General features: G+C 68.6%; 19 protein-coding genes and 2 tRNA genes. 9 read left to right on the top strand and 12 right to left on the bottom strand.

The features are described 5' to 3' along the window. The first annotated feature begins 128 nt into the window (after window positions 1-128). The gene (locus I6N91_RS07870) at window positions 129-659 is read left to right on the top strand and encodes a hypothetical protein (RefSeq protein ID WP_198812025.1); all 531 of its coding nucleotides are present in this window, start codon (window positions 129-131) and stop codon (window positions 657-659) included. A 96-nt stretch (window positions 660-755) separates the two neighbouring features. Here I6N91_RS07870 and I6N91_RS07865 read toward each other — a convergent pair whose 3' ends face one another. Continuing rightward, window positions 756-1436: a response regulator transcription factor gene (locus I6N91_RS07865; RefSeq protein ID WP_159617078.1), complete on the bottom strand. Its 681-nt coding sequence runs from the start codon at window positions 1434-1436 to the stop codon at window positions 756-758. After that, window positions 1433-2677 carry a cell wall metabolism sensor histidine kinase WalK gene (locus tag I6N91_RS07860; RefSeq protein WP_198812024.1) on the bottom strand — a complete coding sequence of 415 codons (1245 nt, stop codon included), beginning with the start codon at window positions 2675-2677 and terminating at the stop codon, window positions 1433-1435. The genes I6N91_RS07865 and I6N91_RS07860 overlap by 4 nt, the downstream gene beginning before the upstream one ends. 166 nt (window positions 2678-2843) lie before the next feature. Here I6N91_RS07860 and phoU point away from each other — a divergent pair, with 166 nt between their 5' ends. Continuing rightward, window positions 2844-3503, top strand: a complete 660-nt coding sequence (phoU, locus tag I6N91_RS07855; protein WP_120165622.1) for a phosphate signaling complex protein PhoU — start codon at window positions 2844-2846, stop codon at window positions 3501-3503. Between the two features lie 86 nt (window positions 3504-3589). On the opposite strand, the gene I6N91_RS07850 is transcribed toward phoU, so the two are convergent. After that, window positions 3590-4339, bottom strand: a complete 750-nt coding sequence (locus I6N91_RS07850; RefSeq protein WP_198812023.1) for a phosphoglyceromutase — start codon at window positions 4337-4339, stop codon at window positions 3590-3592. Window positions 4340-4437: 98 nt separating this feature from the next. Between I6N91_RS07850 and I6N91_RS07845 the strand changes: the two genes are divergently transcribed. Next, window positions 4438-5229: a class I SAM-dependent methyltransferase gene (locus I6N91_RS07845; protein WP_198812022.1), complete on the top strand. Its 792-nt coding sequence runs from the start codon at window positions 4438-4440 to the stop codon at window positions 5227-5229. Between the two features lie 41 nt (window positions 5230-5270). On the opposite strand, the gene I6N91_RS07840 is transcribed toward I6N91_RS07845, so the two are convergent. Beyond that, window positions 5271-5591 (bottom strand): DUF2516 family protein, encoded by a 321-nt coding sequence (locus I6N91_RS07840; RefSeq protein WP_246018999.1) that lies wholly within the window; start codon window positions 5589-5591, stop codon window positions 5271-5273. Window positions 5592-5595: 4 nt separating this feature from the next. Continuing rightward, on the bottom strand, window positions 5596-6762 hold the full coding sequence (locus tag I6N91_RS07835; RefSeq protein ID WP_198812021.1) for a PLP-dependent aspartate aminotransferase family protein: 1167 nt from the start codon (window positions 6760-6762) through the stop codon (window positions 5596-5598). Window positions 6763-6844: 82 nt separating this feature from the next. On the opposite strand from I6N91_RS07835, the gene tmk reads away from it, so the two are divergent. The 5 genes from tmk (at window position 6845) to I6N91_RS07810 (ending at window position 11302) form a co-directional block, all read left to right on the top strand. Then, complete coding sequence (gene tmk, locus I6N91_RS07830) at window positions 6845-7492, top strand: dTMP kinase (protein WP_307843277.1); 648 nt, start codon at window positions 6845-6847, stop codon at window positions 7490-7492. Further along, window positions 7489-8649, top strand: coding sequence for a DNA polymerase III subunit delta' (locus tag I6N91_RS07825; RefSeq protein WP_198812020.1), 1161 nt, complete (start codon window positions 7489-7491; stop codon window positions 8647-8649). Before tmk ends, I6N91_RS07825 begins: the two co-directional genes overlap by 4 nt. Continuing rightward, on the top strand, window positions 8646-10217 hold the full coding sequence (locus tag I6N91_RS07820) for an alpha/beta hydrolase (protein ID WP_307843276.1): 1572 nt from the start codon (window positions 8646-8648) through the stop codon (window positions 10215-10217). The genes I6N91_RS07825 and I6N91_RS07820 overlap by 4 nt, the downstream gene beginning before the upstream one ends. Before the next feature lie 108 nt (window positions 10218-10325). After that, window positions 10326-10401, top strand: a tRNA-Thr gene (locus I6N91_RS07815). Between the two features lie 121 nt (window positions 10402-10522). After that, window positions 10523-11302 carry a helix-turn-helix transcriptional regulator gene (locus I6N91_RS07810; protein WP_198812019.1) on the top strand — a complete coding sequence of 260 codons (780 nt, stop codon included), beginning with the start codon at window positions 10523-10525 and terminating at the stop codon, window positions 11300-11302. 213 nt (window positions 11303-11515) lie between these two features. On the opposite strand, the gene I6N91_RS07805 is transcribed toward I6N91_RS07810, so the two are convergent. The 7 genes from I6N91_RS07805 to I6N91_RS07775 form a co-directional block, all read right to left on the bottom strand. Next, window positions 11516-12355 carry an aldo/keto reductase gene (locus I6N91_RS07805; RefSeq protein ID WP_198812018.1) on the bottom strand — a complete coding sequence of 280 codons (840 nt, stop codon included), beginning with the start codon at window positions 12353-12355 and terminating at the stop codon, window positions 11516-11518. 74 nt (window positions 12356-12429) lie between these two features. Further along, entirely contained in the window at window positions 12430-12879 is a 450-nt protein-coding gene (locus I6N91_RS07800; RefSeq protein WP_198812017.1) for a hypothetical protein, read from the bottom strand. A gap of 6 nt (window positions 12880-12885) precedes the next feature. After that, window positions 12886-13524: a bacterial proteasome activator family protein gene (locus I6N91_RS07795; RefSeq protein WP_198812016.1), complete on the bottom strand. Its 639-nt coding sequence runs from the start codon at window positions 13522-13524 to the stop codon at window positions 12886-12888. 136 nt (window positions 13525-13660) lie between these two features. Continuing rightward, window positions 13661-13870 carry a YbdD/YjiX family protein gene (locus I6N91_RS07790; protein WP_120165630.1) on the bottom strand — a complete coding sequence of 70 codons (210 nt, stop codon included), beginning with the start codon at window positions 13868-13870 and terminating at the stop codon, window positions 13661-13663. After that, window positions 13870-16146, bottom strand: coding sequence for a carbon starvation CstA family protein (locus tag I6N91_RS07785; RefSeq protein WP_198812015.1), 2277 nt, complete (start codon window positions 16144-16146; stop codon window positions 13870-13872). Before I6N91_RS07785 ends, I6N91_RS07790 begins: the two co-directional genes overlap by 1 nt. A 132-nt stretch (window positions 16147-16278) precedes the next feature. Next, window positions 16279-16488, bottom strand: a complete 210-nt coding sequence (locus tag I6N91_RS07780) for a hypothetical protein (RefSeq protein WP_198812014.1) — start codon at window positions 16486-16488, stop codon at window positions 16279-16281. 89 nt (window positions 16489-16577) lie between these two features. After that, on the bottom strand, window positions 16578-17549 hold the full coding sequence (locus tag I6N91_RS07775) for an NAD(P)H-quinone oxidoreductase (RefSeq protein WP_198812013.1): 972 nt from the start codon (window positions 17547-17549) through the stop codon (window positions 16578-16580). Between the two features lie 63 nt (window positions 17550-17612). Here I6N91_RS07775 and I6N91_RS07770 point away from each other — a divergent pair. Further along, window positions 17613-17700, top strand: a tRNA-Ser gene (locus I6N91_RS07770). The last annotated feature ends 410 nt before the right edge of the window (window positions 17701-18110 follow it).

The raw sequence follows: 18110 nt of genomic DNA, 5'->3' as shown, positions 1-18110 counted from the left end.
GGTGATCGGGCCTTGTCATGCGCCGCGAAACGGACTCCGCCAAACGGGCCCTTTGGCGATAGTGTGTTTCCTAGTTTCACCACCCGACCCCCCGGCGCCGTGCCGGAAGACCCCCAGGAGTTTGAGCTGTGAGAATTGCACCGCACCGCCGAGTGCAGCAGGCCGCCGTCGCCGGCGTCGTGCTGTCCATGCTGGGGATCACCGGCTGCAGCGTGATCAACGAGCAGTCAACCACCCGCCAGTACGCGGCGTCCGACGGCATTGTCGAGAACCTCGGCCCGGTGGAACTGCGGAACATCCTGATCGTCTCCACCGACGAGGGCGAGCCCGGGACCCTGCTGGGCACCGTGTTCAACAACAGCGAGGAGCCGGTCCAGCTCACCATCGAGGGTGAGAACGAGACCTCCGAGATCACCATCGACGGCGGCGACAAGTACGTCTTCGAAGATGAGGTCGACGACGACGGCACCCTCCAGGGCATCAGCGAGATCCCCGGATCCCTCGTCGACGTCGACTTCACCGTCGAGTCCGAGACTGAAACCTATGGCGTACCGGTGGTCGATGGAACCCTTGCGGAATACCGCGACTTCGTCCCCGGCGGATACACCCCGGAGCCCAGCGAGCCGGCCGCTACCGAAGAGGCCCACGGGGGCGAGTAGCTCCCGACCGCCGTGCACCCCGAGCCGGGGCCCGATCCGGGCCCCGGCTCAGCACGTTAACCCCGGAGCAGGACCCCGGCGGGGTCTCCGAACCGCTCAGGGCTCGAACTTGTACCCGAGGCCGCGCACGGTGATCAGGTGGCGCGGCGCCGAGGAGTCGGGCTCAATCTTTCCCCGCAGCCGCTTGATGTGGACATCGAGGGTCTTCGTGTCGCCGACATAGTCTGCGCCCCACACCCGGTCGATCAGCTGGCCGCGGGTGAGCACCCGGCCGGAGTTGCGCAGGAGCATCTCCAGCAGTTCGAACTCCTTGAGCGGCAGCGCCACCTGGGTGCCCTCGACGCTCACGACGTGCCGTTCGACGTCCATGCGGACCGGACCGGCCGAGACAGTGCCGGAGACGAGCTCCTCGGGCTCCCCCTGCCGGCGCAGGACCGCCCGGACCCGGGCGACGAGCTCCCGGGACGAGTAGGGCTTCGTGACGTAGTCGTCGGCGCCGAGCTCGAGCCCCACCACCTTGTCGATCTCCGAGTCCTTTGCTGTCAGCATGATCACGGGGACGCTTGAGCGCTGCCGGAGCTGGCGGCACACCTCGGTCCCGGAAAGCCCTGGCAGCTGGAGGTCCAGCAGCACGAGGTCCGCTCCCGCCCGGTCGAATTCGGTGACCGCGTCGAGCCCGTTGTCGACGACGGCGACCTCGAAGCCCTCCTTTCCCAGCAAGTACGACAGCGGGTCGCTGAAGGACTCTTCGTCCTCGACAATCAAGATCCGGGTCAAGCGCTTACTCCCTGCTCCTGGGCGTTGGTTCCGCCCTTTTTCTCTGGCTTTGAATCAGGCTGCGGCGTCGCATGGGCGGCCGGCTGGGCTTCGGCGCCGTGCGCCTCGTCGGCCGATTCCATCTCGGGAAGCCGGACGGTGAAGGTGCTGCCCTGCCCGGCCATCGACCAGACCGTCACCTCGCCGCCGTGGTTGGACACCACATGCTTGACGATGCTCAGTCCCAGGCCCGTGCCGCCGGTCGACCGCGAACGCGCCGCGTCGATGCGGTAGAAGCGTTCGAAGATGCGTTCCTGTTCCTCGGCCGTGATCCCGGTGCCCTGGTCGGTGACCGAGACTTCGGCCAGCCCGTCCCGGGAGCGCAGGCCGATGCCGACCCGGGTCCCCTCCGGCGAGTAGCGGATGGCGTTGTCGATCAGGTTACGGAAGGCGGTCATCAGCTGGTCGGGGTCGCCGAAGACCGGCTCGTCGACGGTGCCGCGTACGACGATCTCGATGGAGTTGCTCTCTGCCGGGAGCCGGTTCCGGTCGACCGCCTCCTGGATGACGGTGTTGAGGTTCACCGGCTTGCCCTTGCGCACGATGTCGGCGCCCTGCAGCCGGGAGAGCTCGATGATGTCCTGGACCAGGGCGGAGAGCCGCCCCGATTCCTTATGCATCCGCTGGGCGAACCGGCGGACCGCCACCTCGTCCTCGGCGGCGTCGTCGATGGCCTCGGCCAGCAGGGAAATGGCGCCCACCGGGGTCTTCAGTTCATGCGAGACGTTGGCGACGAAGTCGTTGCGGATTTCCTCGGTGCGCGTGATCTCGGTCCGGTCGTCGGCCAGGATCAGGATGTACTCGGCGCCGAGGGAGGCGACGCGCACCTGCAGGATGATGGTGCCCTTGCCCAGCGGGCCGCGCGGCAGTTCGAGCTGCTCCTGCTCGATCACGCCATCACGGCGGACGCGCGCCGTCAGGTTCAGCAGTTCCTCGTGCACCACCGTGTGTCCCCTGACGAGCCCGAAGGCGTAGGCCGCGGGACTGGCGCGGACGACGCCGTCGATGGCGTCGACGATCACGTAGGCGCGTCCGATGATGGAGAGCACCTCCGCCGCACCCTCCGGCAGGGTCGGCTCGTCATCGAATAGCAGCTGGCTGTGCTTGGCCTCGCTGGCCCGGTAGGCCAGCATCCCGAACACGCCAAGGGCCAGGCCGACGAGCCCGGTGACCAGGCTGAGCAGTACGGGGTCCACGGTCATAGCTTATGCGCTGGAATCCCGGCCGGACCCGCATCCGGTGGCAATAGGCGGGTGGTTCAACTAACGTTCACCTAAAGCTGCGCGAACGTTCATGAGGGGCTGAAAAGCTGGCCCGCGGACCTGTTCCCGCAGGTGAGTAGAAACTTCCAACGGAAAGGACGCCCACGTGCGTAAGGTTTTTCAGGCCGAACTCCACCAGATTGGCGAGGAACTGATTGAGATCTCGCAGCTGGTGTCGGAGGCCATCCAAAAAGCCAACAGCGCTTTCCAGGGTGCCGATACCGAGCTTGCCCAGGAAGTGATCGCGGCCGATGCCCGCATCGACTTCCTGCAGAACTCCCTCGACGAGCGGGCGATCGACATTCTCGCGCTGCAGGGGCCGGTGGCCAGCGACCTGCGCATGATCGTCGGGGCCCTGCGCATGAGCGCCTCCCTCGAGCGGATGGGCGATCTGGCCCGTCACGTTGCCCAGCTGGCGCGCCTGCGGTACCCGGCCCACGTCATCCCCGAGAAGATCCGCCCGACCTTCGATGAGCTTGCCGTCCTGGACATCCAGATCGCCGGCAAGGTCACCGAGCTGCTGGAGACGCGGAACCTCGACCTCACCAACGAGATCAACGCCGCCAACGCCCGGGTGAACGAGCTTCACGCAGGAGTGTTTAAGGCCGTCGCCGCCGCCGACTGGAACGAGACGGCGCCGACCACCGTTGACGTCACCCTCGCCAGCCGGTACTTCGAGCGCTTCGCCGACCACGGGGTCTCCGTGGCCCGCAAGGTCACCTACCTCGTCACCGGCGAGTGGCAGCCCAGCGCCCCGCTCAACTGAGCGGCGCGAACTCAACAGACGACGACGGCGGCTTCCGGAAGGAAGCCGCCGTCGCGTTTAAGCTCCGGTGGTTCAAGCTGCGGTGCCTAGTGCTTGCCCTGGTTGGCCACGGCCTGGATTGAGGCAGCGGCGGCCTCGGCGTCGAGGTAGGTGCCTCCGGCCTTGATCGGGGTGAGGTTCTCGTCAAGTTCGTACACCAGCGGGATGCCCGTGGGGATGTTCAGGGCGGCGATGTCCTTGTCGCTGATCCCGTCCAGGTGCTTCACGAGGGCGCGCAGCGAGTTGCCGTGCGCGGCGACGAGCACCGTCTTGCCGGCCAGCAGGTCCTTGCTGATGTCCGACTCCCAGTACGGAAGGAACCGGTCGAGGACATCCTTGAGGCACTCGGTGCGGGGCAGGTCCTCGCCGAGGTCCGCGTACCGCGGATCGTTGCTCTGGGAGTACTCGCTGGAGTCCTCGAGCGGGGGCGGCGGGGTGTCGTAGGAGCGGCGCCACAGCATGAACTGGTCTTCGCCAAACTCGGCGAGGGTCTGAGCCTTGTCCTTGCCCTGGAGGGCGCCGTAGTGGCGCTCGTTGAGGCGCCAGTTGCGCTTGACGTCGATCCAGGTGCGGTCCGCGGCCTCGAGGGCGAGGTTGGCCGTGATGATCGCGCGCTTCTGCCGCGAGGTGTAGACGATGTCAGGGAGGAGACCCTCCTCGACGAGGAGTTCACCGCCGCGGATCGCTTCCTTCCGGCCCTTCTCCGTCAGTGCCACGTCGACCCAGCCGGTGAACAGGTTCTTTTCGTTCCACTCGCTCTGTCCATGGCGCAGCAGAATCAGTTTGTGAGAAGTCATGGGTCCTAGTCTGCCGTATCCCGCGCCGGCGGGCATCCGGGCGCCGGCGGTGCGAGTACCCTTGGACGGTGCACTTTCACCTCCGCGCCGGGAAACCCATGGGCAGCATCACACGCGGAACAACGAATCCCAACCGGCTCCGTCGGGTCGACCGGTGGCTGGCCGGGCCGCAGGCGTGGCGCCTGCGCCGCGCGGAGGACCCCCTCGTCGTCGACCTCGGCTACGGCGCAGCACCGGTGACCGCCGTCGAACTGTTCGGCCGGCTGCGCCCGGTGCGCCCCGACAGCGAACTGATCGGCATCGAGATCGACCCGGCCCGGGTCGAGGCGGCGCGGCCGCTGGAGCGGGCGGGCCTCAGCTTCCGCCAGGGCGGTTTCGAAGTACCGGTGCCCGGGCGCCGCCCCGTACTGGTGCGTGCATTCAATGTGCTCCGCCAGTACGACGAGGAGGACTACCTGGCGCACTGGGACACGGTACGGTCCCGGCTCTCGGAGGACGGGCTGTTCATCGACGGGACGTGCGATGAGATCGGCAGGCGGTCAACCTGGGCCGCCATCGACCGGCACGGCCCGGTGTCGCTGAGCATCTCCATGCGCTTCGGGTCCTTCACCCTGCCCTCCGACGTCGCCGAACGCCTTCCAAAGGCCCTGATCCACCGCAATGTTCCCGGCGAAAACGTTCACCGCTTCCTGCTCGCGATGGACCGGGCCTGGCTTGATGCGGCTCCGCTGGCCGCCTTCGGGGCACGCCAGCGGTGGACGGCGATGTGCGCGGTGCTGGCGAAGGCCGGCTGGCCCCTGCTCGACTCGCCGTCCCGCTGGCGCCTCGGCGAGATCACCGTGGCGTGGAGCGCCGTCGAGCCGGCCGACACCGCTCGGCGGGCAGCGTAAGGGCAGGTGGATGCCCGCTGGATTTTACTTCCCGCAGCGCTTTACCAGGGGCCGTAGGGGCCCTGGTTGCCGCGGCCGCGGATCTCGCTGACGGCCGGTTTCACGTCGGCGAGGTAGACGCACGCGGCGACGACGGCGACCAGCTTGAACAGGCCGAATCCCGGGCTGAGTGCGCTGAAGATGCCGACGACCACGGCGCCGCCGGTGATGGCCATCCAGAAGCCCTTGGTGCGCTTGAGGGTCGCCTCAAAGGACGCCGCCGGGCGCCGCACGCAGTCGGCAAAGGCCCACAGCTCGAGACCCAGCGCAACGTAGCCAAGAACGAGGTACAGGTAGAACTCGAAAGTCAGGATGATACCCACGGAGTTAGCTTAGCCGCTGGGATGCCTTGAGCGCGTTTTCGAGGTCCGCCCACAGATCTTCGACATTTTCGATACCCACCGAGAGCCGCACGAGGGCCTCGGGGACCGTGGCGGGCTCCCCGGGCTGGCGGCGCCGGCGTTCGATGAGGGATTCAACCCCGCCGAGTGAGGTTGCCGGCAGCCACAGGCGCACCGCCCCGACCAGCGCCTCTGCGGCTTCGACTCCCCCGGCGGGCTCGATGCAGACGATGGCCCCGAACCCGCTCAGCTGCGCCTTGGCCCGTTCGTGGCCTGGATCCTGCGGCAGTCCGGGGAAACGGACGCGGTCGACCGCCGGGTGGCCGGCGAGCCGGCCGGCGAGTTCGGCCGCGTTGGCCTGCGCCCGCTCCATCCGCACCGCCAGGGTGCGCAGCCCGCGCAGGGCCAGCCACACCTCGAAGGGACCGGCGACGGCGCCGTGCAGGGTCCGGTGGGCCAGCAGCCGCTCGCGCAGGCCAGGATCGGAGGTGGCGAGCGCCCCCAGGACGACGTCGGAGTGGCCCGACAGGTACTTGGTCACCGAGTGCAGCACCACGTCGGCCCCGGTTTCCAGCGGCCGGGAGAGCAGCGGGGTGTTGAAGGTGTTGTCGGAGACGACGAGCGCTCCGGCGGCGCGCGCGGCGTCGGCCAGGCGCGCGGTCTCGGCCACCTCGAGCATGGGGTTGGTGGGGCTCTCCAGCCAGAGCATGCCTGCCGGTGAGGCGGGCAGCGCGTCGATCTCCCGCAGGACGGCATCGGTGTCGGCGATGTCAACGGTGCGAAGGGTGAACCTGCCGGAGGCTGCCTCGGCCGTGGCGAGACTGACCGAACCGGCGTAGGCGTGGCGTGGCATGATCACGGTGCCCCCGGCCGGCACGAGGGACAGCGCCGCGGCTGCGGCCCCGAGCCCGGAGCTGAACACCAGGGCCGGGAGGGCTGCGGCCTCTAGCCGGCCCAGAGCCTCTTCGAAGGGGTCCCAGCTCGGGTTGGACATGCGCCCATAAACCCGGTCGCCCGGCTCCGGCGCCCGGGTCTCGTGGAAGGTCGTCGACAGCACCAGCGGCGGGTTGGCCGGGGCGTCATGCTCCCGGGCGGGCCTGCCTGCCGCGACGACGACGGTATCGGGAGCCAGATCGGGGTCGGAATTAGCCATGGGGAAAGGGTAGCCCGGAGGGTTGATCCCTGCCGCACCGGCGGCGTCGGCAAGTGGGGGCGGCACTCGGTAGGCTGGGCGTGTGACTCTGTCGAATCCGCATCCGCTGCCGGGGCTCTTTATTGCTTTCGAGGGCGGCGACGGCGCGGGCAAGTCGACCCAGGTGGGCGCACTGTGCCGGGCGCTGGAGGCCGACGGCGTCCCCGTGGTGAGGACCCGCGAGCCCGGCGGGACGCCGGTGGGCGAAAAGCTGCGCGCCCTGGTGCTCGAACACGGGCACGGCGAGATTGACGCCCGGACCGAAGCGCTGCTGTTCGCCGCCTCGCGCGCGGCCCACGTGCAGCAGGTGATCCTGCCCGCCCTGCGGCGCGGCGACGTCGTCGTCTGCGACCGGTACATCGACTCCTCCGTGGCCTACCAGGGCTCCGGACGCGGGCTGGGCGCCCGGGATGTCGAGGACCTCAACCTGTGGGCGGTCGAGGGGCTCCGGCCGGACCTCACGGTGCTGCTCGATGTGGAGCCGCGGGAGGGCCGCAACCGGCGCACCGCGGGCGATGCCCCCGAGGACCGGATGGAGTCCGAGCCCGACGACTTCCACGCGCGGATCCGCAGCGCGTTCCTCGAGGCGGCCGACCGCGACCCCGCCCGCTACCTGGTGCTCCCCGCCGCCTCGCCCGTCGGCGACCTCGCCCAGCGCGTGCTGACCGCCGTCCGGGAGCGCCTCGCGTGAGCGTCTGGACCGACCTGCGCGGGCAGGAACCCGTGGTGGAGCAGCTGCAGCGGGCCTCCCGGTCCGGCGCGCCCACGCACGCCTGGCTGTTCACCGGCCCGCCCGGCTCCGGCCGTTCAAACGCGGCGCGGGCGTTCGCCGCGGCCCTGCTGTGCGACCGGGACGTGGCGGAGCGTGGCTGCGGCACCTGCAAGTCCTGCCGCACCGTGCTCGCCGGCTCGCACGCCGACCTGACCAACGTCACGACCGAGAAGGTCACCATCACCATTGACGAGGCGCGGGAGCTGGTGCGCAAGGCCCAGGACAAGCCCTCGACCGGCCGGTGGCGCGTGATCATCGTCGAGGACGCCGACCGCATGCAGGAACGCAGCACCAACGTGCTGCTGAAGGCCATCGAGGAACCGCCCCCGCGGACCATCTGGCTGCTGTGCGCCCCGAGCCCGGGCGACGTCCTGGTGACGATCCGCTCGCGCTGCCGCAGCGTGAGCCTGCGCCTGCCCCCCGTGCGCGACGTCGCGGACCTGCTGGTGCACCGCGACGGGATCGACCCGGCCACAGCGGAGGCGGCGGCACGGGCCGCCCAGAGCCATATCGGTGTCGCCAAGCGCCTCGCCACCGACGACGGCGCCCGCGAGCGCCGCAACCAGATTGTGCGGCTGCCGCTGACCCTGCGCTCGGTCTCCGGGGCCATGCAGGCCGCAGCCGACCTGGTGAAACTTGCCGAGGCGGAGGCGCAGAGTTCCTTCGAGCAGCGCGACGCCTCCGAGCGTGCCGCACTGCTCACCGCCCTGGGCGCACCGGAATCGGGAACCCTTCCCCCCTCGATGCGCAGCCAGGTCAAGCGCCTCGAAGAGGACCAGACGCGGCGGGCCAAGCGGTCGAAGAACGACTACTTCGACCGCGCCTTGACCGACCTGATCTCCTTCTACCGGGATGTGCTGATGCTCCAGGTCTCCAGCGGCCGAGACCTCGTCAATGAACCGCTGCGCCCCGAGCTCGAGGCCTTCGCGCGGCGGGAATCGGCGGAGGACACCCTGCGGCGCATCGACACGATCAACGAGGTGCGCGAACGCCTCGTCAGCACCAACGTCTCACCGCTGCTGGCGATCGAGGCGATGGCCGTCGGCCTCCTGTCCCGGAAGGACCTCGCCTCGTGAGCCCGAAGACCGCTCCAGGCCTGCGCCGGCTGCGCCGCTGGGTGGCCTCGGGCGCAGCCGCCGCCCTCCTGCTCTCGGGCTGCACGCTGCTGCCCGGGCCGTCGGCGGACAAGGCCCCGGACACCGGAGTCGTGACGGCGGACCCGGACGCGATCGGTGACGTCCCGGCCGGCCTTGAGCCCTTCTACAGCCAGGAGGTGGAGTGGGAGCCGTGCGAGGAGGACTTCGCCTGCGCCCGGGTCGAGGTTCCCCTTGACTACAGCGACCCGGGACGGGCGACCATCGAGATCGCGGCAATCCGCGCCGACGCGACGAAGGGCGAGCCGCAGGGGACGATCCTGGTCAACCCCGGCGGCCCGGGTGGATCCGGGTACAACATCGTGCGGGACGCCCTGCAGCGGGTGGCCAGCGACCGGGTCCGTGCGGACTACGACATCCTCGGGTTCGACCCGCGCGGGGTCAACCGTTCCACGGCGGTCGAGTGCCGCACCGATAAGGAGCAGGACGCCGCCCGCGAGGAGTTCATTCCGCCCGACACTCCCGACGAGGAAGCGCTCGAGCTGCTGCGCGCCGAGGCCCGGGAGTTTGCCGACCTGTGCGCGGAGCGGACCGGAGAGCTGCTCGGCTTCGTCGACACCAACAGCGCCGCACGCGACATGGACATCCTCAGGGCCCTGGTCGGGGACCCCAAGCTCAACTACCTCGGCTTCTCCTACGGCACCCTGCTGGGCGCCGCCTATGCCGGGCTGTTCCCCGAGCGTTCCGGCCGCCTCGTGTTCGACGGCGCCCTGAACCCGGCCCTCAGCAATGAGCAGGTGACGCTCGCGCAGGCGGCAGCCTTCGAGAAGGCCCTGCGTGCCTATGTCGCCGACTGCCAGGCCCGGGAGGGCTGCCCGCTGCCCGGTGACGTCGACGCCGGCGTGGCCGCCGTCCAGAACCTCTTCACCGCGGTCAAGGAGGAGCCGAAGCCGGCCGAGGACGGGCGCCTCGTCACCATCGGCAGCTTCGTGCAGGGCTTCATCCTTCCCCTGTACGACGACTCGAGCTGGCCGACGCTCACCGACGCGCTGACCACCGCCCTTGAGGGCGACTACACCGACATGATGTACCTTGCGGATCTCTCGTTCGAGCGGGAAGCCGACGGCACCTACAGCACCAATGCGACCGACGCCTTCCTCTCCGTGAACTGCCTCGATTACCCGATGGTGACGGACCCCGAGCAGCTGCGCCGCGACGAGGCGGAGCTGGTGGCGGCCTCACCGACCTTCGGTGAGCTTCTCGCCTACGGAGGGCTGACCTGCGAGCCGTGGAAGTACGGGCCTGTGCGCGAACCGGCGCCCGCCAGCGCCCCGGGGGCCGACCCGCTCCTGGTGATCGGGACCACCGGGGACCCCGCCACCCCCTACGAGTGGTCGCTGGCCCTGGCGGATCAGCTCGAGTCGGCCATCCATGTGACCTGGGAGGGCGAGGGGCACACGGCCTATGGCCGTTCCAACGACTGCATCCTGGACATCGTCGACAGCTACTTCCTTGAGGGCGCCGTCCCCGAGGACGGGGTCCGCTGCTGAAAGGGCAGGACCGGGCGCAGGTGGGTGCGCTTTTGACCACCGGGCGCAGGCTCTTATAGAGTTGCTTCTTGTGGATTGAGGGACCAATCGGTCCGGCTCATGAAGCGTGCCTCCTTAGCTCAGTCGGTAGAGCGTCTCACTCGTAATGAGAAGGTCGCCAGTTCGACTCTGGCAGGAGGCTCCACCGGAACCCCGCGCTTCGACGAAGCCGCGGGGTTTTCTGTATCCGCTCCCGCGATCACGTCCTCAGGGAAACGCCTTTACGCCCGGCGGTGTTGGAGGGATCATCGACTGCGGGAGCTGATGTGGAAAAGACTCGAAACACCATCGACGGCGCAGCGCTGACCGCCGCCCAGTTCCTCGGCGCCAAGTCGTCCGATCCCATCTCCCTCGGCGACGTCGCCGACCACGTCGGGTACAGCCCATCCCACCTCGTGCGCCTCTTCGAATCCGTCGTGGGAGTGCCGCCGGGACGCTACCTTGCCCAATTGCGCTTCGAACGCGCCAAGACCCTGCTGCTCACCAGCGGAGAGCCGGTGCGCGACATCTGCTTCGAGGTCGGCTTCACCTCGCTGGGCACCTTCAGCCGGCGTTTCGCCGAGGGCGTCGGGTACAGTCCCGGGCGCTTCCGGGTGCTGCCCCACATCCTCGCGGACCATCCACCGCGTCCGCTCCACCTGCCCACCGGACTCACCAGCGGAGGAACCATCTCCGGGGTGACCGTCCTGAGCCGCGCGGCCAGGGACGCCGTCGGACCCAACCCCGCCCTGTACGTGGGGCTGTTCACCACACCCTCCGCGAAGGGCCGGCCCGTGACCAGTTCACTACTCGACGGCGTCGATACCTTCGCGTTCGTCAATGTCCCGCCGGGGCGGTTCTGGGTGCTCGCCTCGGCCCTGCCCGGTGCGGCCGAGCCGCTGCGGCAGCTGGTCCCGCTGCGAAGCGTGTACGGCAGGACGATGCGCCCAATCCTTGTGGGGCGGGACGCACCGCACCACCATGTCGCCATCGAGCTGGAGCCGGCCGAGGAATGGCAGCTGCCGGTGCTCCTCGCCGTGCCGGCGCTCGCCTCGGCCGGGACCTGACGCAGCCCCGGCCGGGGCGCGCTGGCTTCAGCTCATCGCGGACCCGGCCTGGCCGGAGCGCATCAGGGGCACTGTCGGACGCCCCACAGTTCCGGACGCAGGAAGGCCACCCGGCGGGCCGGGTGGCCTTCCTCTGAGGGACAGCGTCCCTTCCTGCGGCTTAGCCGACGGAGCTACGCGCGGACTTGGCCGACGCGCGGCGCCTGACCGGAATCAGGCGAAGTCCGCCGTTGCAGGGTCGGAGCCGATACGGCCCGCTTCGCCCTTGTCGAGCGCTGAGATCGCCTCGATGTCCTCGTCGGCGAGCTGTACGTCGAGTGCGTCCCAGTTCTCCGCGATGCGGGACTCGGTGACCGTCTTGGGGATCACGACATTGCCGAGGGCGAGGTGCCAGGCCAGGACAACCTGCCCGGGGGTCGCGCCGTGCTTGCCGGCGATGTCCTTCAGCACCGGGTCCTCGAGGAGGCCCTTGCCGGAGCCCAGCGGCGAGTAGGCCTGGTGCAGGATGCCCTTCTCCGCGTGGAAGGCCCGGAGCTCGGGCTGGCTGAAGTAAGGGTGGGACTCGACCTGGTTGATGACCGGCACGACGCCGGTCTCGTCGATGATCTCCTGCAGCGCCTCGATGGTGAAGTTGGAGACGCCGATGCTGCGCACGCGCCCCTGCTCCTGCAGCTCGATGAGCGCCTTCCAGGTGTCGAGGTACTTGCCCTGCTTCGGCTGGAGCCAGTGGATCAGGTACAGGTCGAGGGTTTCGAGGCCCAGCTTCTCCATTGACTTATCGAACGCCGCAAGGGTGCTTTCGTAGCCCTGGTCGGAGTTCCAGAGTTTGGTCGTGATGAACAGATTTTCGGTGGGGATGCCCGAGGCCGCGATCGCGCGTCCTACCCCGGCTTCGTTCCCGTAGATCTTCGCGGTGTCGATGTGGCGGTAGCCGGCCTGGAATGCCTGGCCCACCACCTTCTCGGCCGTATCGTCTTCAACCTGCCACACGCCAAAGCCGAGCTGGGGGATCGAAAGTCCGTCGTTGAATTTCAGTTCTGGTGATGTAGTCATAGGGAAACAACTAACCACACCGGGCATCCATTTCACAACGTCAATCTTCAGCACCCTTAGCACTTGCAGTCGGCCTAGCCCGGAAGCTGGCGTTCGGCTTCGAGCACATCCTCGACCACAAGTTCCGCCCGGCGCCGCACGTTGTCGAGCCCGGCCGAGGCCACGCCCCACCGCTCCCCGTCCAGGCGCGTCATGGCCGCGGCCTCCGCCGTCGTGGCAAGGGTATTGCCGGCGCGGGAAAGGGCCCGATGGACCGCAATTACGGCGCCGGGGATATCGAGGCCCTCGCTGGGCCACTGCGCCTGCGCCCGGGCGCACACGGCGCGCACCCGCGGCAGCAGGTCCCCCAGCTGGTTGGCGACGGCGACGAGTTCGTTGTACACGTCGTCGTCCTCGACGCCCTCAAGGATCTGGTGGTACCGGTCGAGGCCGCGGCGGAACCGGTCATGGGCGCGGCGCCACACGCCGTTCCCCAGATCGGCGTCATCCTTGCGGCCCTGCCGGGCCGCAGCAAACAGTCCCATCGCCCGCTAGAGGTACTGGCCGGGCCCGCGATGCTCCGGGTCCGCCGGTGCCTGCTTGCCGGGGGCCCGCACGGGTTCCCCGTCCTCGCCGACGACGACGCCGGGGGCGATGACGGTACCGGGCGGAAGCTGACGGAGCTGGAGCTTGGCGGCAAGCTGCTGGTTGGCCATCTGCTGAGCCGCAAGGGCCGCCTGGATACCGTGGAAGAGCCCCTCGAGCCAGCCGACGAGCTGCGCTTGGGCCACCCGCAGCTCTGCGTCGGTGGGGACGGAATCCTCCTCGAAGGGCAGGTTGATGCGGTGGAGTTCCTGCACCAATTCAGGGGCAAGACCATCCTCGAGTTCCTTGACCGAGCGTTCGTGGATTTCGGCGAGGCGGGTGCGGCCGGCGTCGTCGAGCGGTGCGGAGCGCACCTCCTCGAGCAGCTGCTTCAGCATCGTCCCAATGCGCATGACCTTGGCCGGCTGGTCAACGAGGTCGGCGAGCGATGCCCGGCCCGAACCCAGCGTGTCCGCGGCGAACTTCCCCGCACCGGGGGCGGGCGGCGGCGCGGAGGGCGCATCGGCGGGTGCGTTCCCGGGGGAGGGCACAGGCCCGGGGGTGGGCACACCGGATGAAGAACTGCCTGGCTGCTGTTCGGTCATGGGTTTATGTTCTCACGGGCGGCCGGAGGGGCGCTGGTGACGCCGCCGGCTCCGCGCGTGCCGCCCAATGAAAAAAGGACCGGCCGGAGATGTCCCCCCAAGGGCATCTCCGGCCGGTCCGGTCTTTCGGGGGCGCCTAGCAGCAGCGCCCCTCGGGGTTGGCGTCCTGGCGGTCCGTCCGGTCCCGCCAGAACTGCCGCTCAGTCATGGGCGGCTCGGAGCAGTGCGACGCCTCGTGGTGTTCAAGGTACGCCGCGTAGGCGTTCTCGCCCATCACGCCCTTGAAGAACCACGCCACCCCGCGTGCCGCGTCCCGTGCCCTGCCGAGGGCAGTTCCGGTGCTCATCAGTGACCGGACCTTGCCGGGCGCTTGACCGGCCCGAGCGCGTTCCACTTCGCCTCCAGCTCCTTCTCGGGCGGGGTCGGGATCAGACCGGCCGGCGCGTAGATGCGTGAAGGCACCGGAGCGTCCTCCGTCTCGTCGCCCCCACCGTTGCGGTAGGCCCGAATCGTGGCGAGGATCGCCGTGATGATCACAATGATCGCCAGCGTCACGAAGACGATGGACAGGGTGCCCTGGATGAAGGTGTTGGTCACCACCTTCTCCATCGCCTCAACCGTCGGGGCGTTGCCGAAGCTCTCCTCACCAGCGGCGAGGGCGTCCTTGAACGCGTTGTGCTGCGCCCAGTAGCCGATGGCGGGCACCGGGGAGAAGATCTTCAGGAACGACGCCGAAATGGTCACCACTGCGGCGAAGGCCAGCGGAAGCGCGGGGATCCACAGGTACTTGAAGGCCCCCTTCTTCGCGCAGATCGCCATGCACACCGCGAGCGCGATGGCGGCCAGCAGCTGGTTGGCGATGCCGAACAGCGGGAACAGGGTGTTGATGCCGCCGAGCGGATCGGTGACACCCATGATGAGGATCGCGCCCCAGCCGGCGACCATGATCGCCGTGCAGACCCATGCCCCGACCCGCCACGAGGTGTCGCGGAAGCGGGGGATGAAGTTGCCGATGCTGTCCTGCAGCATGAACCGCGCCACGCGGGTTCCGGCGTCGACGGCGGTCAGGATGAACAGCGCCTCGAACATGATGGCGAAGTGGTACCAAAACGCCATGGCTCCCGATCCGCCGAACAGGCCCTGCATGATCTGGGCAATGCCGACGGCAAGGGTGGGCGCCCCGCCGGTGCGGGAGACAATCGATTCCTCACCGACGTTGCCGGCCAGTGAGGTCAGCGCCTCGGGGGCGAGGTTCACTCCGGTCAGGCCCAGGCCGTTGACGAAGGCGACGGCGCCCTCGACGGTGCCTCCGGTGGCCGCCGCAGAGGTGTTCATGGCGAAGTAGATGCCCCGGTCGATCGACAGGGCCGCAACGAGCGCCATGATCGCGACGAAGGACTCCATGAGCATGCCCCCGTAGCCGATAAAGCGGGCCTGGCGTTCCTTCTCGATCAGTTTCGGCGTCGTCCCCGAGGAGATCAGAGCGTGGAAGCCGGAGAGGGCACCGCAGGCGATGGTGACGAACAGGAAGGGGAAGAGCGGGCCGGGGACCACCGGGCCCGTGCCCGTTGCGGCGAACTCGCTGATGGCGGGAACGCTGATCTCGGGGCGGGTGATGATGATGGCCACGGCCAGCAGCACGATCGTGCCGATCTTCATGAAGGTCGACAGGTAGTCACGGGGTGCAAGGAGCAGCCAGACCGGCAGGACCGCGGCGATGAACCCGTAGATGATGATGCCCCACGCGATGGTGACGCGGTCGAGGGTGAAGAGCGCGACGCCCCATTCCGTTTCGGCGATCCAGCCGCCGGCGACGATGGCGAGCATCAGCAAGGCGAAGCCGATCAGGGAGACCTCTGTGACCTTGCCCGGCCGAATGAAGCGCAGGTAGACGCCCATGAACAGCGCGATGGGGATGGTCATGGAGACCGAGAACACGCCCCACGGGCTCTCGCCGAGGGCGTTCACGACGACCAGGGCGAGGATGGCCACGATGATGATCATGATGGTCAGGGTCGCGAGCAGCGCCGCCGTCCCGCCGATGACGCCGAGTTCCTCGCGGGCCATCTGGCCCAGCGAGCGGCCGCCGCGGCGCATTGAGAAGAACATGACGAGGTAGTCCTGCACCGCGCCGGCGAGGATCACCCCGACGATGATCCACAACGTGCCGGGGAGGTAGCCCATCTGGGCGGCGAGGACCGGACCGACGAGCGGGCCGGCGCCGGCGATTGCCGCGAAGTGGTGTCCGTAGAGCACTCGGCGGTCGGTGGCCACGTAATCCTTGCCGTCCGCCTTGTACTCGGCGGGGGTGGCCCGGCGGTCATCGGGCTGCAGCAGTTTGCGCTCGATGAACTTGGAGTAGAACCGGTAGGCGATGAGGTAGGTGCTGACCGCCGCGAAGACGAACCAGATGGCGTTGACCGTCTCACCGCGGACGATGGCCAGCATGACCCACGCGATGCCGCCCAGCAGGGCGATGCCCAGCCAGATGGCGATTTTAGCCGGTGTCCACCGGCGGTCCTCCGCATCGGCCACCGCTGGATCGATCGCGGTGGGCGGAAGATCGGGGTCAGTCACGAGCACACCTTTGTGCCCGTGCGCCCCGTTGTGCTTCTCACTCATGATGCTCCCTTGGAATACGAGTGGTGTGATGCACACGAAGGTAGCAACCTACTGAGGTGCACGTCACATCTCAAGGCACCGACGGGGCTTTCGTCGCCGAAGGGCACCGCCGGTGCGGTGAGCGGTCCGGCCTCAGCGGCCGTCGTTGTCCCGCGCGTTCGACCCTTCGCTCAGGGAAGCATGGGTGTGCGTGCGGGGGTCTTCTCCCTCGTTGGCCGTGTCCTGGGGGCCGCTGTCGACGCCGTCGGGAACCTGGTCCGCAAGGTTTTCGGTGAAGCTGTCCGCGGCCTTCGCCAGGCCACTCTTGTCCTGACCCGCGTCGTCGTTGGCACTGGATGTCATTCGTTTCCTCCTCGGTCCGATTGGACGCCTCAAGGGTCGCACATCCGCCGCACCGAAGGAAGCATGCTTATCGTCCCTGCGGAGGTTGACTAGATGGTCAGGAGGATCTTGCCCGTATGATCTCCGGAATCGAAGTACTCATGGGCGGCGGCAGCCTCGGCGAGGGGGAAGGTGCGGCCCACCAGGGGCCGTACGCGTCCGGCCGCGACCAGCGGCCAGACCTCCCGTTCCACGGCGGCCATGATCTCCGCCTTTTGCTTCGGCGGCCGGACCCGCAGGGTGGATCCGGCGATGCTGGCCCGCTTGGTCATCAGGGCTCCAAGGTTCACCTCGGCCGTCGCGCCACCCTGCAGGCCGATCACCACGAGGCGGCCGCCGACGGCGAGCGCCTGGATGTTCCGCTCCAGGTACCTCGCCCCGACGACGTCGAGGATCACGTCGGCGCCCGCGCCTCCGGTCGCCGCCCGGACCTCTTCGACGAAGTCCTGCTCGCGGTAGTTGATGGTGGCGGCCGCACCAAGGGACGCCGCCAGCCGCAGCTTGTCCGGCGACCCCGCGGTCACCAGCGGCACTGCGCCGAAGGCCCTGGCGAGCTGGATGGCCATGGTGCCGATACCGCCGGCGCCTCCGTGGATCAGCACGGTCTCCCCGGCCTTAAGGCCCGCCGTCGAGAACAGGTTCGAGTACACCGTGGCCGCGGTCTCCGGGAGGGCGGCGGCCTCGACCAACCCCACTCCGTCCGGCACCCCCAGGACCTGGCCGGCCGGCACAGCGACCTTCTCCGCGTAGCCTCCGCCGGAGAGCAGCGCCACCACTTCGGTGCCGGCGGGAAGGGCGGATCCGTTCGGGTCGGAGATCCTGCCGGAGACCTCGAGGCCCGGGTATTCGGAGGCACCGGGCGGCGGAGGGTAGACCCCGCGGCGCTGCTGCACGTCGGCCCGGTTCAGGCCGGCGGCGACGACGTCGATCACCACCTCGCCCGGCTTCGGTTCCGGGTCCGGAACCTCCCGCAGTTCGAGCATTTCCGGTCCTCCCGGACCGCGGATGACGACTGCTTTCACGGGCGTTCTCCGTTCGATTTGGGATTTGGGTGGGGCAGGTTCCCATGAAACACTACTCAGTGGGGAAGGTTGTCCGAGCGGCCGAAGGAGCTGGTCTTGAAAACCAGTGGGCGGTTACCCCGTCTCAAGGGTTCGAATCCCTTACCTTCCGCTCCCTGAAGGAACGGTCCCGGCAGCAGCCGGGGCCGTTCCTTTTTTCATGGGTCGGATTCCGCCGAAATTGCAGCTCACCACCCTTTGCCCGCCCCAAAGCGTGGTTACCTGCCAACTCGACGCAGGGGCGGTCGGCGTCGCGTCCCGCTCCCACCTTCCCCCCGAAACTGCAGCTCACCACCCTTCAGAGGAGCCATGGCGTGGTTACCTGCCAACTCGCTGCGACGGGCGGCGTGCACTGTCAATACGCTCCGCGAAAAGTCCAGTAATTGCCTCCCCGCCCCTTCCCCGGAGGTCACCTCTTGTTCATCCTTGGTTGGTTGGATTATCACTAGTCACGCATGTCACAGGTGACCCATACTGTCTAAGCCATCACCAACCGCCGTCCGGACCATCAGTGCGGGCCCG

Origin of the sequence: Arthrobacter sp. MSA 4-2, assembly GCF_016405885.1 — a bacterium.
Classification (GTDB): domain Bacteria; phylum Actinomycetota; class Actinomycetes; order Actinomycetales; family Micrococcaceae; genus Arthrobacter_D.
This window is presented reverse-complemented; position numbering and strand designations above follow the sequence as displayed.

Coding starts and splice junctions, on each gene's coding strand:
- I6N91_RS07785 (WP_198812015.1), bottom strand. CDS start 16,146: ATGAGTGAGAAGCACAACGGGGCGCACGGGCACAAAGGTGTGCTCGTG.
- I6N91_RS07805 (WP_198812018.1), bottom strand. CDS start 12,355: ATGACTACATCACCAGAACTGAAATTCAACGACGGACTTTCGATCCCC.
- I6N91_RS07800 (WP_198812017.1), bottom strand. CDS start 12,879: ATGGGACTGTTTGCTGCGGCCCGGCAGGGCCGCAAGGATGACGCCGAT.
- I6N91_RS07860 (WP_198812024.1), bottom strand. CDS start 2,677: ATGACCGTGGACCCCGTACTGCTCAGCCTGGTCACCGGGCTCGTCGGC.
- I6N91_RS07780 (WP_198812014.1), bottom strand. CDS start 16,488: ATGACATCCAGTGCCAACGACGACGCGGGTCAGGACAAGAGTGGCCTG.
- I6N91_RS07835 (WP_198812021.1), bottom strand. CDS start 6,762: ATGGCTAATTCCGACCCCGATCTGGCTCCCGATACCGTCGTCGTCGCG.
- I6N91_RS07850 (WP_198812023.1), bottom strand. CDS start 4,339: ATGACTTCTCACAAACTGATTCTGCTGCGCCATGGACAGAGCGAGTGG.
- I6N91_RS07790 (WP_120165630.1), bottom strand. CDS start 13,870: ATGAGCACCGGAACTGCCCTCGGCAGGGCACGGGACGCGGCACGCGGG.
- I6N91_RS07845 (WP_198812022.1), top strand. CDS start 4,438: ATGGGCAGCATCACACGCGGAACAACGAATCCCAACCGGCTCCGTCGG.
- I6N91_RS07795 (WP_198812016.1), bottom strand. CDS start 13,524: ATGACCGAACAGCAGCCAGGCAGTTCTTCATCCGGTGTGCCCACCCCC.